We start from the raw sequence: 25,296 nt of genomic DNA, 5'->3' as shown, positions 1-25,296 counted from the left end.
GCAGGCGTTCTCTTGCTCCTGGCGCTTCTGGCCATTGTGCATCGCCGTGAGCGCCACGCTCGCGAGCAACTCGCCCAGTACCGGGCGCTGGCCGAACGGCTGTCCGAGGGCGTATTGCAGGTCGCGCGCGATGGCCGGATCAGCCGCCACAACCAGGCGGCCGCACGCTTGCTCGGGCATGGTGACGCGGCGCTGGTCGGTCAGCACCTGGTGGACTGCCTGCCGCAGCTCAGCGGAATGGCGGCATATACCCCCCAGCGCTGCGGCCTGAACGAAGATGACGAAAGTACCCGCGCGGCACTGGAGGCCCTGCGCATTGGCCCTGCCGATAGCGATACCGGCATCTTGTTTATCCGGCCTGCCAGCAAGGGCAGCAGGCCGGCTGAAGACGTCGAGCGTTTCAAGCGCAGCCAGTACTTCGCCCGCATCGGCACCTGGGATTGGCGCATCGACAGCGACGAGCTCTACTGGTCGGATGCCATCTACGGCATGTTCGGCTACCAGTTGGGCCAAGTGACGCCGTCTTACCAGCTGTTCTGCGCCAGTGTTCATCCGGATGACCAGGCCCAGATCCGCGCCGGCGAACTGCGCTGCATCGAGACCGGCGAAAACCACGACGAGGAGTACCGGGTGGTCTGGCCGGACGGCACCCAGCGCTGGCTGCGCGAGACCGGTAATGTGGTCAAGGACACCGCTGGGCGCGCCGTGCGCATGATGGGCGTGGTACGCGACATCACCGAAGAAAAGGCCTCGGCCCGCGAGCTGCATCAGTTGGCCCACCATGACCCGCTGACCGGCCTGGCCAACCGCCTGGTATTCGAAGAGCACCTGGCCAGGGCGATCGAACGGGCACGGCGCAATGTCACGCGCATCGCGCTGGTGTTCATCGACCTGAACGGTTTCAAGACCATCAACGACCAACATGGCCACGCCGCCGGGGACCAGGTGCTGGTCACCACCGGCGCACGCCTGCGCCGTACCCTGCGCGAGTCTGACACCCTGGCGCGGATCGGCGGCGATGAGTTCGTCGCCATCCTGGAAGACTTCTCGATGACGCGGGCTGTCGAAGACGAAGCCCGGGCCATCGCCGAGAAACTCCTCGCCGCCCTGACGAAACCCATCCAGGTCGGCGACACCCTCCACCGCACCGGCGCCAGCCTGGGCATCGCGGTGTTTCCCGACCACGCCCCCAGCATGGACAGGCTGATCCATCTCGCCGACATGGCGATGTACGAAGCCAAGCGCAGCGGCAACAATCAGTATCGCCTGGCGCTACAGGCGTAACCCCAGGGTCGCCTTGCGCGCCGCCATGGCCCTTACCTCAAGCGCGAATCCGAGCGGCGGATAATCTTGATCGAATGCTTCAGCGTCGGCTTGCGGGTGACGCTGATCGCCTTACGGGTCACGGTATCGATGGTGATGTTCCAGAAACCGCTGCTGGGCACGGTTATCTTCGCCGGAAACTTGTCGAAGGCACCGCCGTGATAGGTATGGCGCCCGCCATTCTTGAAACTGCGGAAGTTCGCGTCATTCATCAGGCGGATGTTGCAGGGCTGCGAACACTCGATGACGACGATATCGTCCTCGTTCAGATGCTCGCGCTGGTGTATGAACTTCATCGACAGCTCCACGCCGCTTTTATCGGAAAATCAAGACGATAGCACGAGGCGCAGGCGAATGCCGCGCCCGCCCATGCACCTCGCGTGCGAACGGATACCGCCGCAATAGCACCGGTGGTAGGATGCGCGCGCCATGCACATCCACGACTTTCACCAGCGCCTCGCCGAACTCGGCGCCAAACCCCAGCACATCGGGCGCATCACCCGTGCCTGGCTGCAGGGCAAGGCACTGGACAGCGGCACGCGCAACCAGCGCAGCGAAAACTTCCTGCCGCTCGCCGTGCGCCAGGCCCTGGCGGAACTGGCCGGGCAACTGGACGGGCTGGCCCGCCTGCGCTCAGAGCATCCGGGTGCCGACGGTTCGGCGCGCCTGCTGGTGGAGCTGGGCGACGGCCAGATGGTGGAAAGCGTACTGCTGCCGCGCGACGGCCTGTGCGTGTCGAGCCAGGTCGGCTGCGCGGTGGGCTGCGTGTTCTGCATGACCGGCAAGAGCGGCCTGCTGCGCCAGTTGAGCAGCGCCGAAATCGTGGCCCAGGTCGCCCTGGCCCGGCGCTTTCGCAACGTCAAGAAGGTGGTGTTCATGGGCATGGGCGAGCCGGCGCACAACCTCGACAATGTGCTGGCGGCCATCGACCTGCTCGGCAGCGAAGGCGGCATCGGCCACAAGAACCTGGTGTTCTCCACCGTCGGCGACCCGCGCGTGTTCGAGCGCCTGCCGCAGCAGCGGATAAAGCCGGCCCTGGCGCTGTCGCTGCACACCACCGATGCCGAGTTGCGCCAGCAGCTGCTGCCCCGGGCGCCGCGTATCGACCCGGCGGAGCTGGTCGAGCTGGGCGAAGCCTATGCCCGCAGCGTCGACTACCCGATCCAGTATCAATGGACGCTGCTCAAGGGCATCAACGACAGCCAGGAAGAAATGGACGGCATCCTGCGCCTGTTCAAGGGCAAGTTCGCCGTGCTCAACCTGATCCCCTACAACAGCCTGGAAGCCGACGACTTCCAGCGTCCGGACGGCGAGCGCATCGTGCAGATCGTCCGCTACCTGCACAGTCGCGGCGTGCTGACCAAGGTGCGCAACTCGGCGGGGCAGGATATCGACGGCGGCTGCGGCCAGCTCCGCGCCCGGGCCTCGGCCCTGCTCAACGCCCGCCAGGCACGCGCCCGCTGAGCGGGCCGCGCCTCTGGCGACACGCTATCGCCCGGCCACTCAGCAGGTCTCCAGCACCGTTTCATCCGCCTTCAACCAATCGCCCAATGGGCGCGGCTTCTGCACCCCGAAGCCCTGCACATAGTCCACGCCCATTTCCGTCAGCCGGGTCCGTATCGATGGGGTCTCCACGTATTCGGCGACGGTGCGACGGCCCAGGGCGTGGGCGATCTCGTTGATCGAGCGGACCATCGCCAGGTCGCTCGGCGAGCGTTCGATTTCCCTGACGAAACTGCCGTCGATCTTCACATAGTCCACCGGCAGGCGCTTGAGGTAGTCGAAGGAGGAAAAGCCGACGCCGAAGTCGTCGATCGAGAAGCTGCAGCCCGACCGCTGCAGGTGCCGCACCAGGTCCGCGGTCTTGGCCAGGTTGGCCACCGCGGCGGTCTCGGTCAGCTCGAAGCAGATGCGCCGCGGGTCGACGGCATAACGCTCGAACAGGCTCTCGATAAAGCCCAGCAGGCGGTCGTCGTTGAGACTGCTGCCGGACAGGTTGATCGACAGGCCCGAGCAACGCTGCCAGATCTGCGGGTTGCGCTCCAGCTCGCTGAAAATCCGCCTGAGTACCCAGCGATCGACCTTGGTCATGCGGTGATAACGCTCCGCCGCGGCGATGAAGTCCTGCAGCGGCAACTCGTTCTGCATCACCAGCAGCAGTTCGTAGTGCGGCAACTCGGCAGAATCGGCCGCCGCGGGGGCGATCTGCTGCACGCGCAGGGAAAGCTCCTCGCGCTCGACGATGTCGTCGACCCGCGCGGCGATCGCCAGCAGCCCGACGTGCCCGTCCTCGAGCACTTCGCTGAAGCGCTGCACACGATTGCGTCCGGCCTCCTTGGCCCCGTTGCAGGCACTCTGCAAGTCGAAGAACAGGTTGCCGACATCATGTCGCCGGCCCGCCTCGACCACGCCGATGCTGAGGGTCAGGCCATGGCGATGGCCGTTCCACTCGAACCCCTCGGCCTCCACCGCCTCCCGCAAGGCCTCGGCCAGTTCGGCGGCCCGTGCCTCCTCGCACGCCGGCAGGACCACGGCGAACTCCACACCGCCGACCCGCGCCAGGCTTTCGGCATCCGGCAACCAGTGCTGCAGCCGACTGGCCACCTGGCGCAGGCAGGCATCTCCGGCCACCGGCCCGGCATGGCCGTTGATCAGGCTGAACTGGTCGATATGGGCCATCAGGAAAGCCGGCACTTCGCGGGCCGCCAGGCTTTGGGCCAACGCGCCCTCGAAACTGCGCCGATTGAGCAGGCCAGTGAGTTCGTCGTGGCTACGGGCATGCGCGATCTCGCGATAGAGCCTGCCAACTATGTCCTGCAGGGTGCGCTGGAGCAGGCCCTCTCCGCCTGCACCATCGACCACCAAGGCGCCTTCGGCCAGCTTGCCAGCCAACTCGGCCACCCCGAAACTGCCCGCCTCGTGCCCCTGATCATCGACCAAGACATAGTGGTCCATCTGTGGGTTGCGCCAGATCAACTGCAAGGGCTGGCCATCCTCAGTCAACAGCCAGTCGCCCTGCTGCAGCGTTTCCAGACGCTCGCGCCAGCGTTGCAACTGTATGGGTACCGCCGGTGCCGCTGGCGGCAGGGGCGGCCCCTCGACCAGCTCTACCGGGCTCATGCCGAGCAGCTGCTCGCGCAGCTCCACCAGCACCGATCCCTGCTGAAAATGCCCCGCACCAAACTCCTTCATGCGCCGACGCAGGATCTGCAGCAGGTGATCCACCTCATCCACCCGGGTAGCCCGTTCAGTCTCTGCCAGACCCTCAGAGGCTTCCTGCAGGCGCTTTACCAGCAGGCTGGTGAGGGCCAAGTCGGCCCGCCAGGAAAGCTTTTCATCATCCGAGCGAATCAGCTCGTTGACCAACAGATCACGCCAGCCGCTATCCAGCCACTGCGCCAGCAGCTTCGGCACCCGCTCACCGCAGATTGCGGCCATGGCCACCGCCACCTCACGCTGGGCGCTCGCCAGAATGTCGTGACCGCGGTGCAACTGCATAACCCGCTGAGCACTACGCTGGTAACCGCGCTGCTGGATGCTCAGCAACTCATCGAGCTCCGCATCGAACCGTGTGAATACTTCGGCGTCGCCCTGGTACTCGTCGAGGATGCGCTCGACCAGATTCTCCACCCCAGCCTCCAGCGTCTTGTTCGGCGGCTCGGTGTAGTCGCACAGCTGCAACAGACGATCGAGGGTGGCGCGTACCGGGTGAGCGCTGTCGGCAATGGCTGCCGGTTCGCGCAGTGTGGCTTCGAGCACCGGGAGCAACAGACGCTGGAGCAAGGGCCGCAGAGTCGGCGCCAACCCGGCCTCCTGGCCAAACGCCTCGAACACCTCGCTGACCAGATGGGTGTCCTCGTATTGGCGGGGCGTCAACTGGCAGCCTTGCTGCTGCAGCTGTTCGAGCAACTGCTGGGCGCCCCAACCACTGGTCGGTGCCTGTTGCCGCTGTAATGCGGTCATGGCCTCACTGAGCGGCCCGTCTCCGGCGTCATGAGCCGGCGCAGGGGACGGGGATACGGGCGCATCCGTCCGGCGCATGCGGCGAATCGCCTGACACACCGCGTCGGCACTATCCGGCTGACGGGCCTGCGGCTCACAGCGACCGCGCATCAACACTTCGGGTTGCGGCAGGGGCTCCACCCGCTGCATCTCGAACTGCGCCGCCAAGGCCTGCAAATAGGGTCGCAGGGCCTCGGGCAGCACCCGTTCGGCTTCGGCTTGAAACAGGCTACGGATCAATACGGGACGCTCGCGCATGGCCAGTCCGGCCTGTAGCCGGCGCAGGAGGAATTCGAGCGAGAGGGCATTATCGGCGTCCGGCAAATAGTGCCCGGCCAATCGACTCAGGCAGGCACAGGCGCGCCATTCGAACACTCCCAAAGTCTCGCGAAGGGCCCGCACCAAGTTGCGTGCCAGGAGCATGTCCTCCACTTCGCGATCGTCCACCAAGCTCCATTCGCTGACGTTCTGGTGCTCAGCCGACGTCTCCGCGCCATCGGCGCTCAGGTGCTGGCGAATCGCGTTACAGCAGGTGTCGATGACCCGCTCGCCATGCGTCTTGCAGAACTGCTGGAATTCGTGGAGGGTCTGGGCGTCTTGATTGGAACCTGCCCGCAGAAACTGCTCGGACAAGGCCGAGTCGAGTCCCCTGAATAGCTCATGCAATGCCTCGGGCAGCGCGCTGCGCACAACCGAACCAAGCGCTTCGTCGAGCCTATGGAAAGCCGAGTTGGGCATCGAGCACACGCCTCCCGCATGTCATGGCACTCCCGTTGAGACTATAGCTGCATCCAGACTTCCAACAGAATCCATCACACCCTGACGGCGTCAGCAGGCATGTGGCACGCCGCACCCCGCCGACTGAATGGCTGGCAAACTCTGCTGTGCCGGTAATAATGCTCCGTGAACTTTCGATGGGTACAGGGAATGGCCGAATACACTGCGAACATCATCTGGGAACGTGGCGAACAAGACTTCCTCGCCAATCGCTACAGCCGGGCCCACCGCTGGCGCTTCGACGGCGGAGTGGAAGTGCCGGCCTCCTCCTCGCCCCACGTCGTGCCGCTGCCCTGGTCCGATGCCCATGGAGTCGACCCGGAGGAAGCCTTTGTCGCCGCCTTGTCGAGTTGCCATATGCTGTGGTTCCTGTCGCTCGCGGCCAAGCAGGGGTTTCGGGTCGATCGCTACGCCGACCACGCCCAGGGTGTAATGGCCAAAAATGCCGAGGGCCGACTGGCCATGACCGAAGTCCTGCTGCGCCCGCATGTCACCTTCGGCGGTGAGCGCCAGCCGAGCAGCGAGCAGTTGAGCGCCCTGCACGAGCAGGCACACGAGGAATGCTTTATCGCCAATTCGGTGAGAAGCGACGTGCGTTGCGAGCCGGTACTGGGGTGAAAGCCTCTGAACCGGGCGGGAGGAGCAGCTCATACGACTAAGGTTACCGAGGAGGCGCCTCGCGAGAGCCTGCGGCGCGCCCCCGAGGTGACCCGCCCAGGCCGACCCCATTGGAGGCAGCATGAGTAACAAGCAGAAGCAGGATGAGCAGCCACTGACCTTGCGCGAGATGTTGCAGAGCGTCCTGGCGGCGGCTTTGGGCGTGCAGAGCAGCAAACACCGTCTGCGTGACTTCAGCCGCGGCAAACCCAGTCATTTCATCGTCCTCGGCGTGCTGTTCACCCTGGTTTTCGTGTTGCTGCTCGTTGCCGTGGTCAAGCTGGTCCTGCACCTGGCCGGCCTCTGATCAGCGCAGCAGCGGCTCCACCGAGAATCGATAATTGCTCATATCCGGCTGGTACAGGGCACTGAACTGGCGAAAATCTAGGCCGTAACCGGGCATGCGCAGACGCTTCAACAGCGCCGCGGCCTGCTGCTTGTCGAGCAGGCTGAACAGGGCGTCGACGCGATCCTTGCCGCCGCGCAGGGCGAAGTCCTGCCCGGCGTGGTGGTCATGCAGCAGCACCATGGCCCACCCCCCCAGGGTGAAGTGCCCGCCTACCAGCACGCACAAGGGCCCCGAGATGCGGGCTTGGAGCACCTCTTCCGAGTTGTTCAGCGCGGAAAAATGCAGGTCCCTGCCCGGGTCTAGGCCCAGTTCCCGCGCCGCACGCATCGCGCCAAACGCCATTTCGTCATTCGCCGCCCACACCAGCCGCACCTCGGGGTAACGCGGCAACAGCAACTTGGCCTGCTGATAGGCGCGCTGCCGCGCCCACTGGCCGTATACCAACTGTTGCAGTTTCACCTCCGGATGTTCCGCCAGCGCCTGGCGCAAGCCGTCTTCACGCAGGGTGGCCGAAGGCGTGTGACGCACACCGGAGAATGCCAGCATCTCCCCGGGGCGACCGCCGAGCTTGGCGATCAGGGCCTTGCCCATCAGGTACCCGGCCTCCCGATCGTTGGGCACCAGGCTGCCGATCCAGTGCCGATAACGCTCCCTTGTGCCGCCGACGAGCGCCTGCTGCTCCGGCGTCAGGGTGCTGTGCAGGGAGAACAGCTTGATCGGGCTGTCGGCGAACAGTCGCAGCAATTCGGGGCCGGTGTACATCTCATTGACGAATACCAGGTAGTCGGGCTGCTCGGCCTCGGCCAACACCCGCTGCGCATTGCTCAACAGAAGCTTGGGGTCGCGCTCGCCATAGATCACCCGCAGGCGCATGCCGAGACTGTCGGCAGCGGCCTGCATGAAGTCGCTGTAGCCGACCCAGAACGGCTCGTTGGAATAGCCCGGGTTGAGAAACACCACGGACGCCCCTGGCGTTGCGGCGACCTTGACTGGCGAGGCCAGCGCCAGCCCACAAAGGGTGGCCAGCACTAGGCCAAAGAATATCCTGACAGTTGACCCGATCACGCCATGCGCTCCGCCGCGAAAAAGCGCGCGCAGTATAAGGCGTCGGAAGTGGCCGCTTGCCACCATCCGTCCGAACGCCGCGGCGGGACGGTCCCTGGCCTATTGCTGGCTGACCCAGAAGACTGCCGTGGCGACGACAATGAGGATCAGGCTGAAGATGGCCCTGGCATCGACGACGCTATCGCGCTGCTCCGGCGAGGAATGTTCGTTCATTGGCGGATCCTTTTCTTGTGTTTATGGGGGCTTCGCCAGAGCAGTTAAGACCAGGCTTGCGGCATGCTCAAGCACTGGGGTTATGCTCCTGCCCATCCTTAGCGCTAAAGGTTCTTTCCATATATTTAAACATCACTTTTGCGCATATCCCCGAACTGGTATCTTCCTTCGCCTCCGCTGGGAGAGCGCGGCCGTGCGCGCTGATTTGCTGCAAGCAGCCTGATAACAGGACACTTCATGTACGTATACGACCAGTACGACCAACAAATCATCGAGGACCGCGTCCAGCAGTTCCGTGATCAAACGCGCCGCTACCTGGCGGGCGAGCTGAGCGGCGAAGAGTTCCGCCCGCTGCGCCTGCAGAATGGCCTGTATATCCAGCGTTATGCGCCGATGCTGCGCATCGCGGTGCCCTACGGCCTGCTCTCCTCCCAGCAGGTGCGCATGCTGGCCAAGATCGCCCGCGACTACGACAAAGGCTATGCGCATATCAGCACCCGGCAGAACGTGCAGTTCAACTGGCCCGAGCTGGAGGATGTACCGCAGATTCTCGCCGAACTGGCCACCGTGCAGATGCACGCGATCCAGACCAGCGGCAACTGCATCCGCAACACCACCACCGACCAGTTCGCCGGCGTGGCCAAGGACGAGATCGTCGATCCGCGCCCCTGGTGCGAGATCATCCGCCAGTGGTCGACCTTCCACCCCGAGTTCACCCATCTGCCGCGCAAGTTCAAGATCGCCGTCAACGGCGCCGTCGGCGACCGTGCGGCGATCGAGGTGCACGACATCGGCCTGGAAGCGGTGAAGAACGACGCCGGCGAGCTGGGCTTCCGCGTCTCGGTCGGTGGTGGCCTCGGGCGTACGCCGGTGGTCGGCAGCTTCATCAACGAATTCCTGCCGTGGCAGCACCTGATCAGCTACCTCGACGCCATCCTGCGCGTGTACAACCGCTATGGCCGTCGCGACAACAAGTACAAGGCGCGGATCAAGATCCTGGTCAAGGCCCTGACCCCGGAGGTGTTCGCCGAACGGGTCAACGCCGAATGGGCGCACCTCAAGGATGGTCCGACCACCCTGACCGAGGCCGAAGTGGCCCGTGTCGCCGCGCACTTCATCGACCCAAGCTACAAAGCCCTCGACGACCAGGACGCCGCGCTTGCTGCGCTGGATGCCGAGCACCCGGGCTTCGCCCGCTGGCGCCAGCGCAACTGCTTCGCCCACAAGAAGCCCGGCTATGTCGCCGTCACCCTGTCGCTGAAGCCCACCGGCGTCGCCCCGGGCGACGTCACCGACAAGCAGCTGGACGCCATCGCCGAGCTGGCCGATCGCTACAGCTTCGGCGAGGTGCGCAACAGCCATAACCAGAACATCATCCTCGCCGACGTCGAGCAGGCGCAGCTGTTCACCCTCTGGGGCGAGCTGCGCGAACAGGGCTTCGCCACGCCGAACGTGGGCCTGCTGACCGACATCATCTGCTGCCCGGGCGGCGACTTCTGCTCCCTGGCCAACGCCAAGTCGATTCCCGTGGCCGAGGCCATCCAGCGCCGCTTCGACGACCTCGACTACCTGTTCGACATCGGCGACATCGAGCTGAACATCTCCGGCTGCATGAACGCCTGCGGTCACCACCACGTCGGCCACATCGGCATCCTCGGGGTGGACAAGAAAGGCCAGGAGTTCTACCAGGTCTCCCTCGGCGGCAGCTCGGGCCGCGAGGCCAGCCTGGCGCAGATCCTCGGCCCGTCCTTCGCCCAGGACGACATGCCGGACGTCATCGACAAGATCATCAAGGTCTACGTCGAGCAGCGCAACGAAGAAGAGAGTTTCCTCGACACCTTCCGCCGCATCGGTGTCGACCCGTTCAAGGAGCGCGTTTATGCAGCGAATCATTAAGAACGGCCAGGTCGTCGACGAGAGCTGGCACCTGCTGCCCAAGGATGTGAGCTTCGACGAGCTGCCCAACTGCGACGACGTGATAGTCCCGCTGGGCCTGTGGGTCGACCACGCCCCGGCCCTGAAGGCCCGCGACGGTGGCCTCGGGGTCTGGCTGGAAGCCGGCGAGGAGATCGAGGAGATCGCCGACCAGCTGGACAACTTCCAGGTCATCGCCCTGAACTTTCCGTCCTTCACCGATGGCCGGCACTGCTCCACCGCCTACCTGTTGCGCACCCGCTACGGCTACAAGGGCGAAGTCCGTGCCATCGGTGACGTACTGCGTGATCAGCTGTTCGCCCTCAAGCGCTGCGGTTTCGATGCCTTCGCGCTGCGCGAAGACAAGGACCCGCACGACGCACTGAAGGCCTTCGCGGAGTTCGGCGAGGTCTATCAGGCCTCCAGCGACCAGCCGCTGCCGCTGTTCCGCCGCCGCGCCTGAGCACAGGCTCACGCAAAAAGCCCCGCCTTGCGGGGCTTTTTGCGTTTCCGGCCCCGAGGTACTCCCTGGCCAGTTGCACCAGCGGGCCGGTGCAATGCTGCCGAACGGGTCGCCGGAAGCCTGGCCGACGCCCCGATTCCCGCCGGCAACCACGGTACTCCCCGGGGTATGAGGGTGGAACACCTGGCCAAGGTCGATGGCGACATTCGTACGCTTGCCGATGGCCGCGCAGTGGACCGGAACGCGCAGGGGGACCTGAAGATCGCGGTCATGACCTATGTCGGCGACCAGCCGGTACTGCGCGCCGAGATCAGCATCTACTTCAGCCGTGCCTGAAGGCACACGGCCCGGTGCGACCGGACCATCTGCCCGCCGGGCCTCAGTCGAGCCGGACCAGCACCCGGCCCACCAGTTGGCCGGCCAGGATGCCGCGAATGGCGTCGGGTAGTTGCGCCAGACCGACCTCGGTGACCAGACGGTCCAGGTCGAGCTTCCACTGCAGCGACAGCTTGTCCCACATGGACGCCTTGACCACCAGCGGCAGCTCGACCGAGTCGACCCCCAGCAGGTTCACCCCGCGCAGGATGAAGGGCAGCACGTTGGCCTTGAACGCGACGCCGGCGGTCAGGCCGCAGCAGGCCACGCTGCCGCCGTAACGCAGGGACTTGACCACATTGAACAGGATGTCACCGCCCACGGTATCGACCGCGCCGGCCCACTGTTCCTTGAGCATCGGCCGCTCGACGCCCTCCTGCAGCTCGCCGCGCAAGACGATGCGCTCGGCGCCCAGGGCCTGGAGAAACGCGCCCTGCTCCGCCTTGCCCGTGGCCGCCGCCACCTGATAGCCGAGCTTGGCCAGCAGGGTCACGGCAACACTGCCCACGCCGCCGGTGGCACCGGTGACCAGGACGGGACCGGCGTCCGGAACGACCCCGGCCTGCTCCAGCTTGTCGACACACAGGGCGGCGGTCAGCCCGGCGGTGCCAAGCACCATCGCCTCGCGCAAGGACAATCCAGCCGGTCGCTTGAGCGCCCAGGCCGCCGGAACGCGGATGTACTGGCCGAAGCCACCGGCCGTGTTCATGCCCAAGTCGTAGCCGGTGACTATCACCTCGTCGCCAACGCCGAACTCGGCGACGCTCGACTCCTCCACCACACCGGCGGCATCTATGCCCGGGGTGTGCGGGAACTGCTTGGTCACCCCGCGATTGCCACTGGCGGACAGCGCATCCTTGTAGTTCAGCGAGGAGTACTTGACCCGAATCAGCAGCTCGCCGGCCGGCAGATCGTTGGTGTCGCGCTCGACAATCGCCTGTTCGAAATCGCCCGACGTACCTTCGCGGGCCTGCAGTGCCATGAACTTACCCATGTCGTTCCCCCTGTACGGAAAGTGAGTTACCAGAAACGCTGCTGGCTGAGGCGACCCAGCCAGGTGAGCACGAAACGATCCAGGGCCACGCCGGCCGCCAGGCCTACGCGCTCCTGCAGAGTCTTCTTGGTGGCGAAGTGCAGATGGAAAAGCTCGGCTTCCCTGGCCCGGCTGGCGAGGTATTCATCGCTGGTCTGCAGCTGATCGACCAGCTGTTTCTCCAGGGCCGCCAGCCCCAGCCAGACCTCGCCGGTCGCCACCTCTTCGATCTGCAGTTGCGGCCGATAGCGGGAAACGAAGCCCTTGAACAGGCCGTGGATGCTTTCCAGGTCTTCCTGGAACTTCTCCCGCCCCTTCTCGGTGTTCTCACCGAAGACCGTGAGGGTGCGCTTGTACTCGCCGGCGGTGAGCACCTCGAAATCGATGTTGTGCTTCTTCAACAGGCGATGCACGTTCGGCAGCTGCGCCACCACGCCGATCGAACCGAGAATGGCGAATGGCGCCGAAATGATCTTCTCGCCGATGCAGGCCATCATGTAGCCGCCACTGGCCGCCACCTTGTCGATGCACACGGTCAGAGGAATGCGTGCCTCGCGAATGCGCGCCAGCTGCGAGGCCGCCAAACCGTAGCTGTGGACCATGCCACCGCCGCTTTCCAGGCGCACCACCACCTCGTCCTGCGGCTTGGCCAGGCTCAACAAGGCCGTCACCTCGTGGCGCAACTGGTCGACGGCCGACGCCTTGATATCGCCATTGAAATCCAGCACGAACACCCGCGGCTTGTGCGCGCCGGATTTCTTCGCCAGCTTCTCGGCCTTGGCCTCCGCCTTGTACTGGGCCTTGAGCTGGTCCTTGTCCAGCACCGCCTGCTCCAGGCGCCGGCGCAACGCCTTGTAGAAATCGTTGAGCCTGTCCACCTGCAACTGCCCAGGCGTCTTGCGCCCCTTGCTGCGCGCCACGACACCCGCCGCCAGCACCACCAGCACGGCAACCACCAAGGTCACCACCTTGGCCAGAAAGCCCGCATACTCAGCCAGAAACTCCACGTCATTCCCCTCGTAGTCCATGCCAGCGCCCAGCCTTGAGCAGCGCCCGCGCCGCTCAAGCATACCGACGCACCCGCACCGCGGCCAGCCACCGGCAGGCCGGAGCGACCACCAAGGCAATTCAAACAAGCGTATGTTTTTTCGTTGACAGCCCCCCGCTATCCTCATACCCTCGCGAAACTCTAACCGTACCGGGATAGCAGCGGACGTGGGCAGCATCTACCTGATCCGACATGGCCAAGCCTCGTTTGGCGCCGAAGATTACGACGTGCTATCACCCATCGGCATTCGTCAGGCCGAAGTGCTGGGGGCACACCTGGCACAGCTCGGCATCCGCCTGGACCGCAGCCTGAGCGGCACGCTGCGGCGCCAGCAGCACACCGCCAGCGCCGCGCTGGGCCAACTGCAGGCGGCCGGCCAGAGCACACCGCCGCTCGAGGTCGACGCCGCCTTCAACGAATTCGATGCCGACGCGGTGATCCGCGCCCTGCTTCCCGAACTGCTTCCAGAAGAACCCGACGCCCTGCAGATCATGCGCAACGGCGCGCAGAACCGTGCCGAGTTCCAGCGCCTGTTCGCCCGCCTGATAGGACGCTGGCTATCCGGCGAGTACGTGCGGCCCGGCCTGCAGAGCTGGACGGAGTTCGTGGCCCAGGTCCAGGGCGGCCTCGCCCGCCTGCTGGAACGGGCCGAGCGCGGCCAGAACATCGCCCTGTTCACCTCCGGCGGCACCATCACCGCGCTGCTGCACCTGATCACCGGGGTACCGCCGACCAAGGCATTCGAGCTGAACTGGCAAATCGTCAATACTTCCCTGAGCTGCCTGAAGTTCCGCGGCAGCCAGGTGAGCCTGGCTTCCTTCAACAGCCACACGCACTTGCAGCTGCTGAAGGCGCCGGAACTCATCACCTTTCGCTGAGTGCCGGCCCACTGCACCCATACGGGCGCGAGAAAAACCTGAAACCAAAGGAAGAAACCATGAGCGTTGCAGACATCGTCCAAACCATGCAGTCCAAGTTCAACGCCGGTGCCGCTGCAGGCCTGGACCTGGTATTCCAGTTCAACATCGAAGACGGCGAAAACCACTACCTGGTGGTCAAGGATGGCACCTGTGACGTCCAGCAGGGCGATGCCGACAACGCCAACGTGACCCTGATCATGGACACCGAGACCCTCAAGGGCATCACCAGCGGCGAGACCGATGGCATGCAGGCCTTCATGGCCGGCAAGCTGCGCGCCGAAGGCGACATGATGCTGGCGATGAAGCTGGGCGAACTGTTCCCGGTCTAAGCCTCGCGGCAACGCCGATTCGAGAAAACCGGGGTCCCGCACTCCGGTTTTTTTTCGCCTGGCGAGCGGACTCCGGTCAATCAGGCAGCTTGATCGAGGGGCAACACGCCCGCCTATAAAGGCGCGTATTGCTTGTGACCACCGGGATGCAGAATTAGATTAGCCAATAATCTAGGGCACCCATCATAAGTAGAAGGGATATGCATGGCGCTTACTGATCAGTCCACCGGCATCCGCACAGGCGAAGAACTCGACGCCGCGATCATCGACCCCTACCTCAAGGCCCAGATTCCCGGACTGAGTGGCCAGCCGCGCATCAGTCAGTTTCCCGGCGGCGCCTCGAACCTGACCTACCTGCTCGAATACCCGGAGCAGGAATTCGTCCTGCGCCGCCCGCCATTCGGTCACAAGGCCAAATCCGCCCATGACATGGGCCGCGAGTTTCGCATCCTCAACCAACTCAACGGCGGCTTTCCCTACTGCCCCAAGGCCTATGTGCACTGCACCGACGAGTCGGTGATCGGCGCCGAGTTCTACGTGATGGAACGGGTCAAGGGCATCATCCTGCGCGCGGAAATGCCGGCCGAGCTCGACCTCGATGCCGGGCAGACCCGCACCCTGTGCAAGAGCTTCATCGACAAGCTGGTCGAGTTGCACAAGGTCGACTATCAGGCCTGCGGCCTGGGCGACCTGGGCAAGCCCGACGGCTATGTGCAGCGCCAGATCGACGGCTGGAGCGCTCGCTACGAGAAGGCCCTGACCCCCGACGCCCCCCTGTGGGAACCGGTCAAGGCCTGGCTCAAGGACAAGATGCCGGCCGACCACGCCCGCCCCGGCATCGTGCACAACGACTACCGTTTCGACAACGTGATCCTCGACCCGCACAAGCCGATGCAGATCATCGGCGTACTGGACTGGGAACTGACCACCCTCGGCGATCCGCTGATGGACCTGGGCAACACCCTCGCCTACTGGATCGAGGCGAACGATCCGCCGCCGGTCCAGCTGATACGCCGCCAGCCGAGCAACGCCCCCGGCATGCTGCGCCGCCAGGAGTTCGCCGACTACTACGCCGAACGCGCCGGGATCGAGATCGGCAGCATCGACTTCTACTACACCTACGGCCTGTTCCGCCTGGCCGGCATCGTGCAGCAGATCTACTACCGCTACTACCACGGCCAGACCCAGGACAAGCGCTTCGCCCAGTTCATCCAGATGAACAAGCTGCTGGAGCACATGAGCCTGCAGGTCATCGCCAAGTCGCAGCTGTAACCCGGCCGAACGGGCCTCAGATAGAAGGAAAGAAGCCATGTCCAAGACGCAACTGTTCGACCTCGAGGGCAAGATCGCCTTCGTCTCCGGCGCCAGCCGCGGCATCGGCGAGGCCATCGCCAAGCTGCTGGCCCAGCAAGGCGCCCACGTGATCGTCTCCAGCCGCAAGCTCGAGGGCTGCCAGGCCGTCGCCGACGCCATCAGCGCCGCCGGCGGCAAGGCCACCGCGATCGCCTGCCATATCGGCGAGATGGAGCAGATTCAGGGCGTCTTCGCGCAGATCCGCGAGCAGTTCGGCCGCCTGGACATCCTGGTCAACAATGCCGCCACCAACCCGCAGTTCTGCAACGTGCTGGACACCGACCTGTCGGCGTTCCAGAAGACGGTCGACGTGAACATCCGCGGCTACTACTTCATGTCCATCGAAGGCGGCAAGCTGATGAAGGCCAACGGTGGCGGCAGCATCGTCAACGTCGCCTCGATCAACGGCGTCTCGCCGGGCGAGTTCCAGGGCATCTACTCGGTGACCAAGGCCGCCGTGATCAGCATGACCAAGGTATTCGCCAAGGAATGCGCGCAGTTCGGCATCCGCTGCAACGCCCTGCTGCCGGGCCTGACCGACACCAAGTTCGCCTCGGCGCTGACCAAGAACGACGCCATCCTCAACCTCGCCCTGCAGCGCATCCCGCTCAAGCGCGTGGCCGATCCGAGCGAGATGGCCGGGGCGGTGCTTTACCTGGCCAGCGACGCGTCCAGCTACACCACCGGCGTGGCGCTCAACGTAGATGGCGGCTTCCTCTCCTGAGGCCAAACCCAGGACACAAGAAAGGGACCTGCGGTCCCTTTTTTCGTGCCTGAACGACCGCTGCCTAGCGCCAGTCCTCCAGGGCCTGCTTGGCCGCCGGATTCATCGGCTGCGCCAGCAACCCGGTCGAGGTCAGGCTGACGGCATAGCTCGCCCCATCGGCCAGCGGCAGGAAAGTCACCCGGCGCGCCTGGGGATCGAACATGAACAGGTCATGCCGGCCGAGCCGCAGCCAGCGCCACAGGTCCACGCCATAAGGGCTTTGCGCCAGCTCGATGCGGCCGTGCTGAGCCCGCGCCTGCTGCTCGATGGTGAGAAAACGCCCCGACAGTCTTTCCAGGCGATAACCCGGCTGCAGACCGATCAGCGCGGCCAGCCCCTTCCACTGCAGCAGGCGGGCATCCAGCTGCCACAGGTCGCCCTCGAAGGTGAAGCTGCGTTCGCGCGCGCCCTCCAGCACGCTGACCCGGTACGCCGCGCCGTCCGCCTGGAAGGTCAGGGTCGCCAGCGGCTGCCCCTCGGCTATCGGCCGGTAACTGGACAGGTCGTAGGCCACCAGGCCGATCAACCCGGCCAGGGCGACAAACGCCAGGCCGCAGGTGCCGCGCAACCAGCCGAGAAACCAGCGCAGATTGAACAGGATGCGCGCGGCGACCAGCAGCGCCAGCAGCGCCAGTAATGCGGCCGCCCAAGCCAGAGCGTCGTACTGCATCGACTCCATTCCTTCTCCTGGAAAATGCCGGCATTATGCGCTGCCGTCGCGCATGTCGAACAGCGAGTGCGCGGCACAATCGGACATAGGTCGTCTTTTCATGCCCCTTCCCTTCGAGCTGGCCGTCGACCCGGCGGTGCTGGCTGTTCTGGCCCTGGTTGCCTTCCTGGCCGGGTTTGTCGATGCCATCGCCGGCGGCGGCGGCCTGCTGACCATTCCCGCCTTGCTGACCGCCGGTCTGCCGCCGCATCTGGTGCTCGGCACCAACAAGCTCTGCGCCACCTTCGGCTCCGCCACGGCCAGCTACACCTTCTACCGGCGCAAGCTGTTCGCCCCCGCACAGTGGCGCAACGCCCTGCTCGGCACGGCCGTCGGCGCCCTGCTCGGCGCGGCGGTGGCCCACTGGATGCCCGCGGCCTGGCTCAACCAGATGCTGCCGGCCGTGGTCTTCGCCTGCGGGCTCTATCTGCTGCTGGGCAGGCCGCCCGAGGCGCCGGTGGACTCCGCGGCGCTGCCCGCCAGGGGCCGGCAGTGGCCGCAAGGCTTGGGGCTGGGCTTCTACGATGGCATCGCCGGTCCGGGCACCGGCGCGTTCTGGACGGTCAGCAGTCTGCTGCTCTATCCCCTCGACCTGGTGCGCGCCAGCGGCGTGGCGCGCAGCATGAACTTCGTCAGCAACGCCTGCGCCCTGGTCGTATTCATCGGCACCGGACAGGTGGCCTGGGTGCTGGGCCTGAGCATGGGCCTGGCGCTGATGCTGGGTGCCTACCTCGGCGCGCGCACGGCGATCCGCGGCGGCGCGAAATTCATCCGCCCGGTGTTCATCCTGGTGGTCCTGGCCCTGACCGCGCGCCTAGCCTGGCAGCACTGGTTCGGCTAGCCCGAGGCGCCGGGCGACGTAGAGGTCGATCAGGTAGCGGGCGATGGAACGCGGCGCCGGCAAGGGCGGCAACTGGTGCACGCTGAACCACTGCGCATCCTCGATCTCCTCGGGCTGCATGACGATCTCGCCGCCGGCGTACTCGGCATGGAAGCCGAGCATCAGCGAATGGGGAAAGGGCCAGCCCTGACTGCCCAGGTACTGCAGGTTGCCGACCTCGACCCCGACCTCTTCGCGCACCTCGCGGGCAACGCACTGCTCGACCGACTCGCCGACCTCGACGAAACCGGCCAGGGTGCTGTAGACGCCGGGAACGAAGCGCGGCGAACGCGCCAACAGCACCTCGTCGCCGCGGGTGACCAGCACGATCATGCTCGGCGACAACCGCGGATAGTGCCGCAGCTCGCAGCGCGGGCACTGCATGGCGCGCTCACCGGCCACCGCCGACATGGCGCCGCCGCAGCTGCCGCAGAAACGGTGCTGGCGCGCCCAGGTGCCGATCTGCGTGGCGTAGCCGAGCAAGCGGAACAGGTCCGCCTCGCCCTGCAGCATGAAGTACCGCAGGCTCTGCCAGGCGCATCCCGGCAGCTCCAGCGGCCGCTCCAGCTCCAGCAGGTAGACCGCATCGCCAGCGAAGTGGCCGAGGCCATGCTCGGCGAGGATCGTCAGCTCCTGCTTCTTCAGCCACTCGCGGGGGAACAGCACGCCATTGGCATCGCCGAGGAACTGCTGGTGACAGTGCAGCAGCGCCCAGCCGCCGGGCTGCCGCACGTCGAGCAGGGCCGGCTGCCAGTGCCGAGTCATCTAGACGGCCACCTGCATGCCCAGGGCATGGACGCTGTCGGCGGCCAGATCGAGCACGCTCGGCTGGGTTTCCGGACGCAACACGGCGCCGGCTTCCAGGTAGTACTCGAGGCTGCTCAAGGCATCGGCCAGGGTCTCCAGCATCTGCTCCGACGGCATCTGCGGCGCATCGAGCATCTGCGCCTGGATGTAGTCGCTGCAGGCCGCCACCAGCAGGGCTGCGCGCTCCTGGCCGAGGAACCACAGGCCACCGCGCACCGCCTGCAGACTGAAGGGCACGTTGGACAGGTGCATGCGGTCACCGCCGGCTTCCAGATAGGCGGTGATCGCCCGCTTGGCCAGCGCCAGACCCGCCCGGGCCTCGTCGACCACGACGATGCGGGCCTCATTGAGCTGGTGCAGGGCGAATGACTCGGCCTCGTGTCCGGGCCGCGCCTGGGCCGGACGGCTGTCGCGCCGCTCGCCGCTCTCCAGGCTGGCGACCATGCCCTCGACGTAGAGCACCGCCTCGGCCAGCCTGTTCAGTTCGGCCGGCTCCGGCACCACCTGTTCGCGCCAGCCGGCGACCGTCTGCAGCTGCGCCGCCAACGAGTTGCCCGCCGAACTGAGCCCCACCATGCCCAGGGTCTTGCTCAGCTTGCCGAGCATCGCATGCAGGCTGCTGAGGTTCTCCGCCTGCACGGTGCCGCGCTCGATCAGATCGAGCATGTCCTTGAGGGCGGTCAGTTCCTCGCGAATCGCGGAACTCAGCGAGCGCATCACCGACTGCCCCGGCCCGGCCAGGCGCCGGTACTCTTCTTCCAGTAAATGGTCGGTGAAGGGCAAGGGCGCCAGCCCGAAAACCTCCCGCACCGGGGTGACGGCCGGTCCGCGGCTGTCGCCCAGGGCGACCAGGTAGAGCAGCTCCTTGAGCAGGCTGCGCGGGGTCTCGTGCTGGGCGTTGCCGAACATCTGCTTGAGCTCGCGGTCGACCCGGGAGAACAGCTGCTTGCGCGACTTGCGCGCCAGCAGCTGACCGTCGACCTGCGCCTCCAGGGCCGCCGCGGCGATCCAGCACAGGCGCCCGCGCGGCTCGTTGCCGAACAGGCCGTCCAGACGGTTCATCGCCCGGGCCATCAACTTCAGGCTCGCCAGCGGGTTCTGCTCACGGATGAAGCCGAGCAGCCCGACCTGGTACATATGGCGCAGACGCCGCCCCTCGCCTTGCTTGGCCGCGGCATCCAGGGCCGGCGTCGTCCTGCGCGGGCGCGGCTGGTCCAGACGCACGCTGAAGAAGAAACTCTCGGGCAAGGCGGCCTGGCCACCCGCCAGACGCAGGTGGTTGATCGCCGGCAGCAGCAGTTCGGGCATTTCCTGGCGATTGGCGTCGACGCTCTCCAGATAGCGACGCAGCACGTGCAGGGCGTTGCTCAGGGCCGCCAACTGCTCGTCGCGCTCGCTGCCGGCATCGGCGGGAATGTCGGTGGCCTGGTCGAGCACCTCCTGGGCCAGCAACTCCGCCCCGGTCAGTTCGACCAGATTGAGCGCGCCGCGCACCTGCTGCAGCCCCTCGACGGCCTGCTGCAGCAGGCTGCCGTTGTGCCGCTCGGCGATGAACTGCTCCAGGCTGGCCTCGGCCTCTTCCATGGTAGTGAACAGCTCATCGCGTACCAGACTCAGCGACCTGGCTCCTGAAACCATGGGCTAATGCGCCTCCCGCGCCGGTAGAGAAGACAGTTGCAGGCAGTGCATCAGTCGGCGAACTCCGGTTTCTGCTTGCTCATGTGCGCCGCCATGGCCACGCGCAGGTCTGCCGACTGCAGCATCGCGGCGTTCCAGGTGGCGACGTACTCCAGGCCGTCATCGACCCGGTGATCGCGCATGTAGCGAATCATTTCCTTGGTGCCGCGCACCGCTATCGGCGACTTGGCGGCGATCTCCCGGGCGATCTCCATGACCCCGTCGAGCAGCGCCGAGGCATCGGCGAAGGTGCGGTTGACCAGGCCGAGGCGGCGCGCCTCCTCGCCGTCGATGGTGCGCCCGGTATAGGCCAGCTCGCGCATCATGCCGTCGCCGATGATCCGCGGCAGGCGCTGCAGGGTACCGACATCGGCGGCCATGCCGATGTCGATCTCCTTGATCGCGAACTGCGCATCGGCGGTGGCGTAGCGCATGTCGCAGGCGGCGATCAGGTCGATGGCGCCGCCCAGGCAATAGCCCTGGATCGCCGCCAGCACCGGCTTGCGGCACTGGTCCACGGCGTTGAACGACGCCTGCAGCTCGAGGATCTTGCGCCGCAGGGTTTCGGCATTGCGGCCGACGTCCTTACCCAGCTGGCTGCCGACCTGGGCCAGCAGCATCAGGTCGATGCCGGACGAGAAGTGCTTGCCGGCCCCCGACAGGACCACCACCCGCACTTCGTCGGTGGCGTCGACCCAGCGGAAGATCTCGATGATCTCCGCCCAGAAGTCGGCATTCATGGCATTGACTTTTTCCGGCCGATTGATCGTCACCTGGGCGACCTTGTCTGCCAACTCGACACGAAAGGCTTTGTAGTCGGACACGGCAGTCATCCTCGAGCAGATGGCGCGAACGCGCCGAGATATTCTTGGGATTAGAACCGGGCAACTATAACAAGGACGTCATGAATGTCGATGCCGGCCAGTGTGACGCAGACCACGTCGCGGGACTTAAGTCGGCGTTCGCAACCCATCGTTAAGCGATTGATCTGCCTAGGGTCTGATGCAGTCGACGGTGTAGACAATGCCCTGCGCGCCCTCCTGGCGCTGCAGGCCGTGCACGTCGGCATCGAAGCCGGGGAAGCTGTGGTCGAAGGTGCGGGCGAACGCCAGGTAATCGATGATCGCCCGGGTCGCCGGGGTGAAGCGCTCGCCCGGCATGATCAGCGGAATACCCGGCGGGTATGGCACCAGCATCACCGCGGCGATACGTCCTTCCAGGCGGTCGATCGGCACCGCCTCGACCTCGCCCCGCACCAGCTGGTCGTAGGCATCGGCCGGCTTCAGCGCCACCTCCGGCAGCACCGTGTACATGCGCTTGAGCGCCTTGGCCGTGGCGTTGTCGCGGTAGCAGCCGTGCAGCGCATCGCACAGGTCGCGCAGGCCCATGCCCTGGTAGTGGGCGCCGCCGGCCTGGGCGATGGAGGGCAGGGCCTCGCCCAACGCCTGGTTGGCGTCGTAGCAGCGCTTGAACTCCAGCAGCTCGGTCAGCAGGGTGCTCCACTTGCCCTTGGTGATGCCCATGGAGAACAGCACCAGGAAGGAATACAGGCCGGTCTTCTCCACCACCAGGCCGCGCTCCCAGAGGAACTTGCCGACCACCGCGGCGGGAATTCCGCACTGGTCCAGGCTGCCGCCGGCGGTCAGGCCCGGGGTCACCAGGGTGACCTTGATCGGGTCGAGCAGCACATAGTCGTCGGCCACCTCGCCGAAACCGTGCCATTCGGCCTGCGGCTGCAGCAGCCAGTCGCCGGTGGCCACCTCCTCGGCCCCCTCGGCCCGGGGTGGCTGCCAGATGCTGAACCACCAGTCGCCGACATCGAGGTTCTGCCGCAGATTGGCCAGGGCCCGGCGGAAGCTCAGGGCCTCGTCAAAGGTCTCCTGGATCAGCGAGCGCCCGGCCGGCCCCTCCATCATCGCCGAGGCCACGTCGAGGGAGGCGATGATGCCGTACTGCGGCGAAGTAGAGATGTGCATCATGAAGGCTTCGTTGAAGCGGTCGCGATCCAGCTGGCGGCTGCCGCTGTCCTGCACGTGGATCATCGAGGCCTGACTGAAGGCCGCCAGCAGCTTGTGGGTGGAATGGGTGCTGAACACCAGCGGGCCCTCTGCCTCGCACGAGGTGCCCATGCCGTAGCGCCCGGCGTAGAACTCATGGAAGGCCGCATAGGCGTACCAGGCCTCGTCGAAATGCAGCACCTCGACGCTGTCGCCCAGGGTCTGCTTGATCAGCTCGGCGTTGTAGCACAGGCCGTCGTAGGTGGAGTTGGTCACCACGGCGAGCTTGACCTTCTGCGGCGCGCCGGGGGCGCGGGCCTGGGCCAGCGGGCTGGCGGCGATCTTGGCCTGGATCGACTCGGCGGAAAACTCGTCGAGCGGGATCGGCCCGATGATGCCCAGTTCGTTGCGCTCCGGGCTCAGGTACAGGGGGATGGCGCCGGTCATGATGATCGAATGGAGGATCGACTTGTGACAATTGCGATCCACCAGCACCAGGTCGTCGCGGGCGACCATGCTGTGCCAGACGATCTTGTTGGCCGTCGAGGTGCCATTGATCACGAAATAGGTATGGTCGGCGCCGAAGTTGCGTGCGGCCCTGGCTTCCGCCTCGGCCAGGGGGCCGGTGTGGTCCAGCAGCGAACCCAGTTCCGGCACCGACACCGACAGGTCGGAGCGCAGCGTGTTCTCGCCGAAGAACTGGTGGAAGGCCTGCCCCACCGGGCTCTTGCGATAGGCCACGCCGCCGCCGTGACCGGGCGTGTGCCAGGAGTAGTTGGACTGCGCGGTGTGCTGCACCAGCGCCTTGAAGAACGGCGGCAGCAGGCCGTCCAAGTAGTTGCGCGCGGCGCGGGCCACCTGGCGGGCGAGGAACGCCACCGTGTCCTCGAACAGGTAGAGGATGCCGCGCAACTGGTTGAGGTCGGCCATGGCCTCGGCCGGCGCGTTCTCGATGGTCACCTGCTCGCCGAGGGCGAAGATCGGCAAGTGCGGCGCCCGCACCCGGGCGATGCGGATCAGCTCGACCATGTCCTGCAGCAGGTGCTTGTTCTCCCCCGCCCCCTCGGCCGTCACCAGGATGCAGGCCAGGCCGTGGTGGGTCGAGGCGACGATGCGCCCCTCGGCGGCGCTGGCGGTGGAGACGATGCTGAAACCGTCCTGCTCCAGTTCATGGGCGATCGCCCGCACCCGCTCGCCGGCCACGGTGTCGGCCTTGATGTCGCGGTGGACGATCAGCACGGGGAACTTGAGGTCTTTGTACATGACGGCTCCTGCGCGGCGGATAAGGGATTGCCTGCCCTCAGGGTAGAGGCTCCACGGCGCCATGTGGCAGGAAAGTTATAAGAACCCCGGCACGCCGCCGCTCGCCAGTCCGGCCAATCACTACACAATGACTCGCAAACACGACTAAACGACCATATTTTTCATCTAACTGATGCCTTGTGCGTCTTATTGTCGAACCAACTGCTCTCTAGACTGGCCCCATCTGACACGCAACCTTGGAGATAACAACAATGAACGTCCTCCTGCTCGGCGCGGGCCACATCGGCTACACCATCGCTCAGCTGCTGCACAAATCCGGCGACTACCAGGTGCTGGTGGCCGACCGCGACGCCGGCTCGCTGCAGGCCATCGCCGACCTGGGCATCGCCACCCGCGAACTCGATTCGGCCGACAGCCAGGCCTTGGAAGCCGCCATGCAGGGCCAGGATGCGGTGCTCAACGCCCTGCCCTATCACATGGCCATCGCCGTGGCCCAAGCCGCCAAGGCCAGCGCCACCCACTACTTCGACCTGACCGAAGACGTGCACGCGACCAAGACCATCATGGAGCTGGCCAAGGACGCCAAGACCGCCTTCATGCCGCAGTGCGGCCTGGCGCCGGGCTTCATCGGCATCGCCGCCCACTCCCTGGCGCGCCACTTCGACAGCGTGCGCGAGGTGAAGATGCGCGTCGGCGCCCTGCCCGAGTTCCCCACCAACGCCCTGAAGTACAACCTGACCTGGAGCGTCGACGGCCTGGTCAACGAGTACTGCCACCCCTGCGAGGCCATCCGCAACGGCAAGCTGCAGATGGTCCAGGCGCTGGAAGGCCTGGAGCACTTCTCCCTGGACGGCGTCGAGTACGAGGCCTTCAACACCTCCGGCGGCCTCGGCACCCTGTGCGAGACCCTGCAAGGCAAGGTCGAGGTACTGGACTACAAGACCGTGCGCTACCCCGGCCACCGCGACCTGATGAAGTTCCTCCTGGAAGACCTGCGCCTGGCCGCCAACCAGGATAAGCTCAAGGACATCCTGCGTGGCGCGGTGCCCAGCACCATGCAGGACGTGGTGCTGGTGTTCGTCACCGTCAACGGCCTGCGCGGCGGCAAGCTGGTGCAGGAAGTGTTCAGTCGCAAGATCTTCGCCGCCGAACAGAACGGCCGCCTGACCAGCGCCATCCAGATCACCACCGCCGCCGGCATCTGTGCGGCCCTGGACCTGTTCCGCGAGCAGCGCCTGCCGCAGTCGGGCTTTATCAGCCAGGAGCAGGTGGCGCTGGAGGACTTCCTCGGCAACCGCTTCGGCCAGGCCTACGAGGAGCAAGAGGTGCAAACTCAAGAGGCCGCCTAAGCCTCGGCGAGTCATCGATCCCCGGTC

General features: G+C 65.7%; 23 protein-coding genes. 13 read left to right on the top strand and 10 right to left on the bottom strand.

Going from position 1 to position 25,296, the window contains the following annotated elements; genetic code table 11:
• Positions 1–12 precede the first annotated feature (12 nt).
• Positions 13–1,284 carry a sensor domain-containing diguanylate cyclase gene (locus I0D00_RS00655; protein WP_213637839.1) on the top strand — a complete coding sequence of 424 codons (1,272 nt, stop codon included), beginning with the start codon at positions 13–15 and terminating at the stop codon, positions 1,282–1,284.
• 32 nt (positions 1,285–1,316) lie between these two features.
• Here the strand turns inward: I0D00_RS00655 and I0D00_RS00650 are convergent, their stop codons facing one another.
• On the bottom strand, positions 1,317–1,619 hold the full coding sequence (locus tag I0D00_RS00650) for a DUF1883 domain-containing protein (protein WP_213637838.1): 303 nt from the start codon (positions 1,617–1,619) through the stop codon (positions 1,317–1,319).
• 133 nt (positions 1,620–1,752) lie between these two features.
• Here I0D00_RS00650 and I0D00_RS00645 point away from each other — a divergent pair, with 133 nt between their 5' ends.
• Positions 1,753–2,787, top strand: coding sequence for an RNA methyltransferase (locus tag I0D00_RS00645; RefSeq protein WP_213637837.1), 1,035 nt, complete (start codon positions 1,753–1,755; stop codon positions 2,785–2,787).
• Positions 2,788–2,826: 39 nt separating this feature from the next.
• Here I0D00_RS00645 and I0D00_RS00640 read toward each other — a convergent pair whose 3' ends face one another.
• Positions 2,827–5,958, bottom strand: coding sequence for a DUF1631 family protein (locus I0D00_RS00640; protein ID WP_420850749.1), 3,132 nt, complete (start codon positions 5,956–5,958; stop codon positions 2,827–2,829).
• Positions 5,959–6,252: 294 nt separating this feature from the next.
• Between I0D00_RS00640 and I0D00_RS00635 the strand changes: the two genes are divergently transcribed.
• Entirely contained in the window at positions 6,253–6,720 is a 468-nt protein-coding gene (locus I0D00_RS00635; RefSeq protein WP_213637835.1) for an OsmC family protein, read from the top strand.
• Positions 6,721–6,841: 121 nt separating this feature from the next.
• A complete protein-coding gene (locus I0D00_RS00630) occupies positions 6,842–7,066 on the top strand; it encodes a DUF2970 domain-containing protein (protein WP_213637834.1) in 225 nt (74 codons plus the stop codon).
• Here the strand turns inward: I0D00_RS00630 and I0D00_RS00625 are convergent, their stop codons facing one another.
• A complete protein-coding gene (locus tag I0D00_RS00625; RefSeq protein WP_338050359.1) occupies positions 7,067–8,137 on the bottom strand; it encodes an ABC transporter substrate-binding protein in 1,071 nt (356 codons plus the stop codon).
• A 486-nt stretch (positions 8,138–8,623) separates the two neighbouring features.
• Here I0D00_RS00625 and I0D00_RS00620 point away from each other — a divergent pair, with 486 nt between their 5' ends.
• Genes I0D00_RS00620 through I0D00_RS00610 form a run of 3 tightly spaced genes read left to right on the top strand, consistent with a single transcriptional unit; the run spans position 8,624 to position 11,099 of the window.
• Entirely contained in the window at positions 8,624–10,282 is a 1,659-nt protein-coding gene (locus I0D00_RS00620; protein WP_213637832.1) for a nitrite/sulfite reductase, read from the top strand.
• The gene (locus I0D00_RS00615) at positions 10,266–10,763 is read left to right on the top strand and encodes a DUF934 domain-containing protein (protein WP_213637831.1); all 498 of its coding nucleotides are present in this window, start codon (positions 10,266–10,268) and stop codon (positions 10,761–10,763) included. Before I0D00_RS00620 ends, I0D00_RS00615 begins: the two co-directional genes overlap by 17 nt.
• Positions 10,764–10,790: 27 nt before the next feature.
• Positions 10,791–11,099 (top strand): DUF4442 domain-containing protein, encoded by a 309-nt coding sequence (locus tag I0D00_RS00610; RefSeq protein ID WP_213637830.1) that lies wholly within the window; start codon positions 10,791–10,793, stop codon positions 11,097–11,099.
• A 43-nt stretch (positions 11,100–11,142) separates the two neighbouring features.
• On the opposite strand, the gene I0D00_RS00605 is transcribed toward I0D00_RS00610, so the two are convergent.
• Both I0D00_RS00605 and sohB read right to left on the bottom strand, forming a co-directional pair.
• Positions 11,143–12,132, bottom strand: coding sequence for a YhdH/YhfP family quinone oxidoreductase (locus I0D00_RS00605; RefSeq protein ID WP_213637829.1), 990 nt, complete (start codon positions 12,130–12,132; stop codon positions 11,143–11,145).
• Between the two features lie 26 nt (positions 12,133–12,158).
• Entirely contained in the window at positions 12,159–13,178 is a 1,020-nt protein-coding gene (gene sohB, locus I0D00_RS00600; RefSeq protein WP_213637828.1) for a protease SohB, read from the bottom strand.
• 208 nt (positions 13,179–13,386) lie between these two features.
• Between sohB and I0D00_RS00595 the strand changes: the two genes are divergently transcribed.
• From I0D00_RS00595 to I0D00_RS00580, 4 genes are all read left to right on the top strand, one after another.
• The gene (locus tag I0D00_RS00595; protein WP_213637827.1) at positions 13,387–14,097 is read left to right on the top strand and encodes a histidine phosphatase family protein; all 711 of its coding nucleotides are present in this window, start codon (positions 13,387–13,389) and stop codon (positions 14,095–14,097) included.
• 59 nt (positions 14,098–14,156) lie between these two features.
• Complete coding sequence (locus I0D00_RS00590) at positions 14,157–14,468, top strand: SCP2 sterol-binding domain-containing protein (protein ID WP_213637826.1); 312 nt, start codon at positions 14,157–14,159, stop codon at positions 14,466–14,468.
• Between the two features lie 204 nt (positions 14,469–14,672).
• Positions 14,673–15,740, top strand: coding sequence for a phosphotransferase family protein (locus I0D00_RS00585; RefSeq protein ID WP_213637825.1), 1,068 nt, complete (start codon positions 14,673–14,675; stop codon positions 15,738–15,740).
• A gap of 37 nt (positions 15,741–15,777) precedes the next feature.
• On the top strand, positions 15,778–16,545 hold the full coding sequence (locus tag I0D00_RS00580; RefSeq protein WP_213637824.1) for an SDR family oxidoreductase: 768 nt from the start codon (positions 15,778–15,780) through the stop codon (positions 16,543–16,545).
• Between the two features lie 64 nt (positions 16,546–16,609).
• On the opposite strand, the gene I0D00_RS00575 is transcribed toward I0D00_RS00580, so the two are convergent.
• Positions 16,610–17,257: a hypothetical protein gene (locus tag I0D00_RS00575; protein ID WP_213637823.1), complete on the bottom strand. Its 648-nt coding sequence runs from the start codon at positions 17,255–17,257 to the stop codon at positions 16,610–16,612.
• 100 nt (positions 17,258–17,357) lie between these two features.
• Here I0D00_RS00575 and I0D00_RS00570 point away from each other — a divergent pair, with 100 nt between their 5' ends.
• The gene (locus tag I0D00_RS00570; RefSeq protein ID WP_213637822.1) at positions 17,358–18,137 is read left to right on the top strand and encodes a TSUP family transporter; all 780 of its coding nucleotides are present in this window, start codon (positions 17,358–17,360) and stop codon (positions 18,135–18,137) included.
• On the opposite strand, the gene nudC is transcribed toward I0D00_RS00570, so the two are convergent.
• The 4 genes from nudC to I0D00_RS00550 all read right to left on the bottom strand — a co-directional run bounded on the left by nudC (position 18,111) and on the right by I0D00_RS00550 (position 23,920).
• Positions 18,111–18,941: an NAD(+) diphosphatase gene (gene nudC / locus I0D00_RS00565; RefSeq protein ID WP_213637821.1), complete on the bottom strand. Its 831-nt coding sequence runs from the start codon at positions 18,939–18,941 to the stop codon at positions 18,111–18,113. The genes I0D00_RS00570 and nudC overlap by 27 nt on opposite strands.
• Entirely contained in the window at positions 18,942–20,621 is a 1,680-nt protein-coding gene (locus tag I0D00_RS00560; RefSeq protein ID WP_213637820.1) for a FimL-related protein, read from the bottom strand.
• A gap of 50 nt (positions 20,622–20,671) precedes the next feature.
• Positions 20,672–21,484, bottom strand: coding sequence for a crotonase/enoyl-CoA hydratase family protein (locus I0D00_RS00555; protein WP_213637819.1), 813 nt, complete (start codon positions 21,482–21,484; stop codon positions 20,672–20,674).
• Positions 21,485–21,652: 168 nt separating this feature from the next.
• On the bottom strand, positions 21,653–23,920 hold the full coding sequence (locus tag I0D00_RS00550) for an Orn/Lys/Arg family decarboxylase (RefSeq protein WP_213637818.1): 2,268 nt from the start codon (positions 23,918–23,920) through the stop codon (positions 21,653–21,655).
• A 251-nt stretch (positions 23,921–24,171) separates the two neighbouring features.
• On the opposite strand from I0D00_RS00550, the gene I0D00_RS00545 reads away from it, so the two are divergent.
• A complete protein-coding gene (locus I0D00_RS00545) occupies positions 24,172–25,269 on the top strand; it encodes a saccharopine dehydrogenase family protein (RefSeq protein WP_213637817.1) in 1,098 nt (365 codons plus the stop codon).
• Positions 25,270–25,296: the final 27 nt, after the last annotated feature.

This window comes from Pseudomonas lalucatii, assembly GCF_018398425.1.
Taxonomy (GTDB): Bacteria; Pseudomonadota; Gammaproteobacteria; order Pseudomonadales; family Pseudomonadaceae; genus Aquipseudomonas; species Aquipseudomonas lalucatii.
This window is presented reverse-complemented; position numbering and strand designations above follow the sequence as displayed.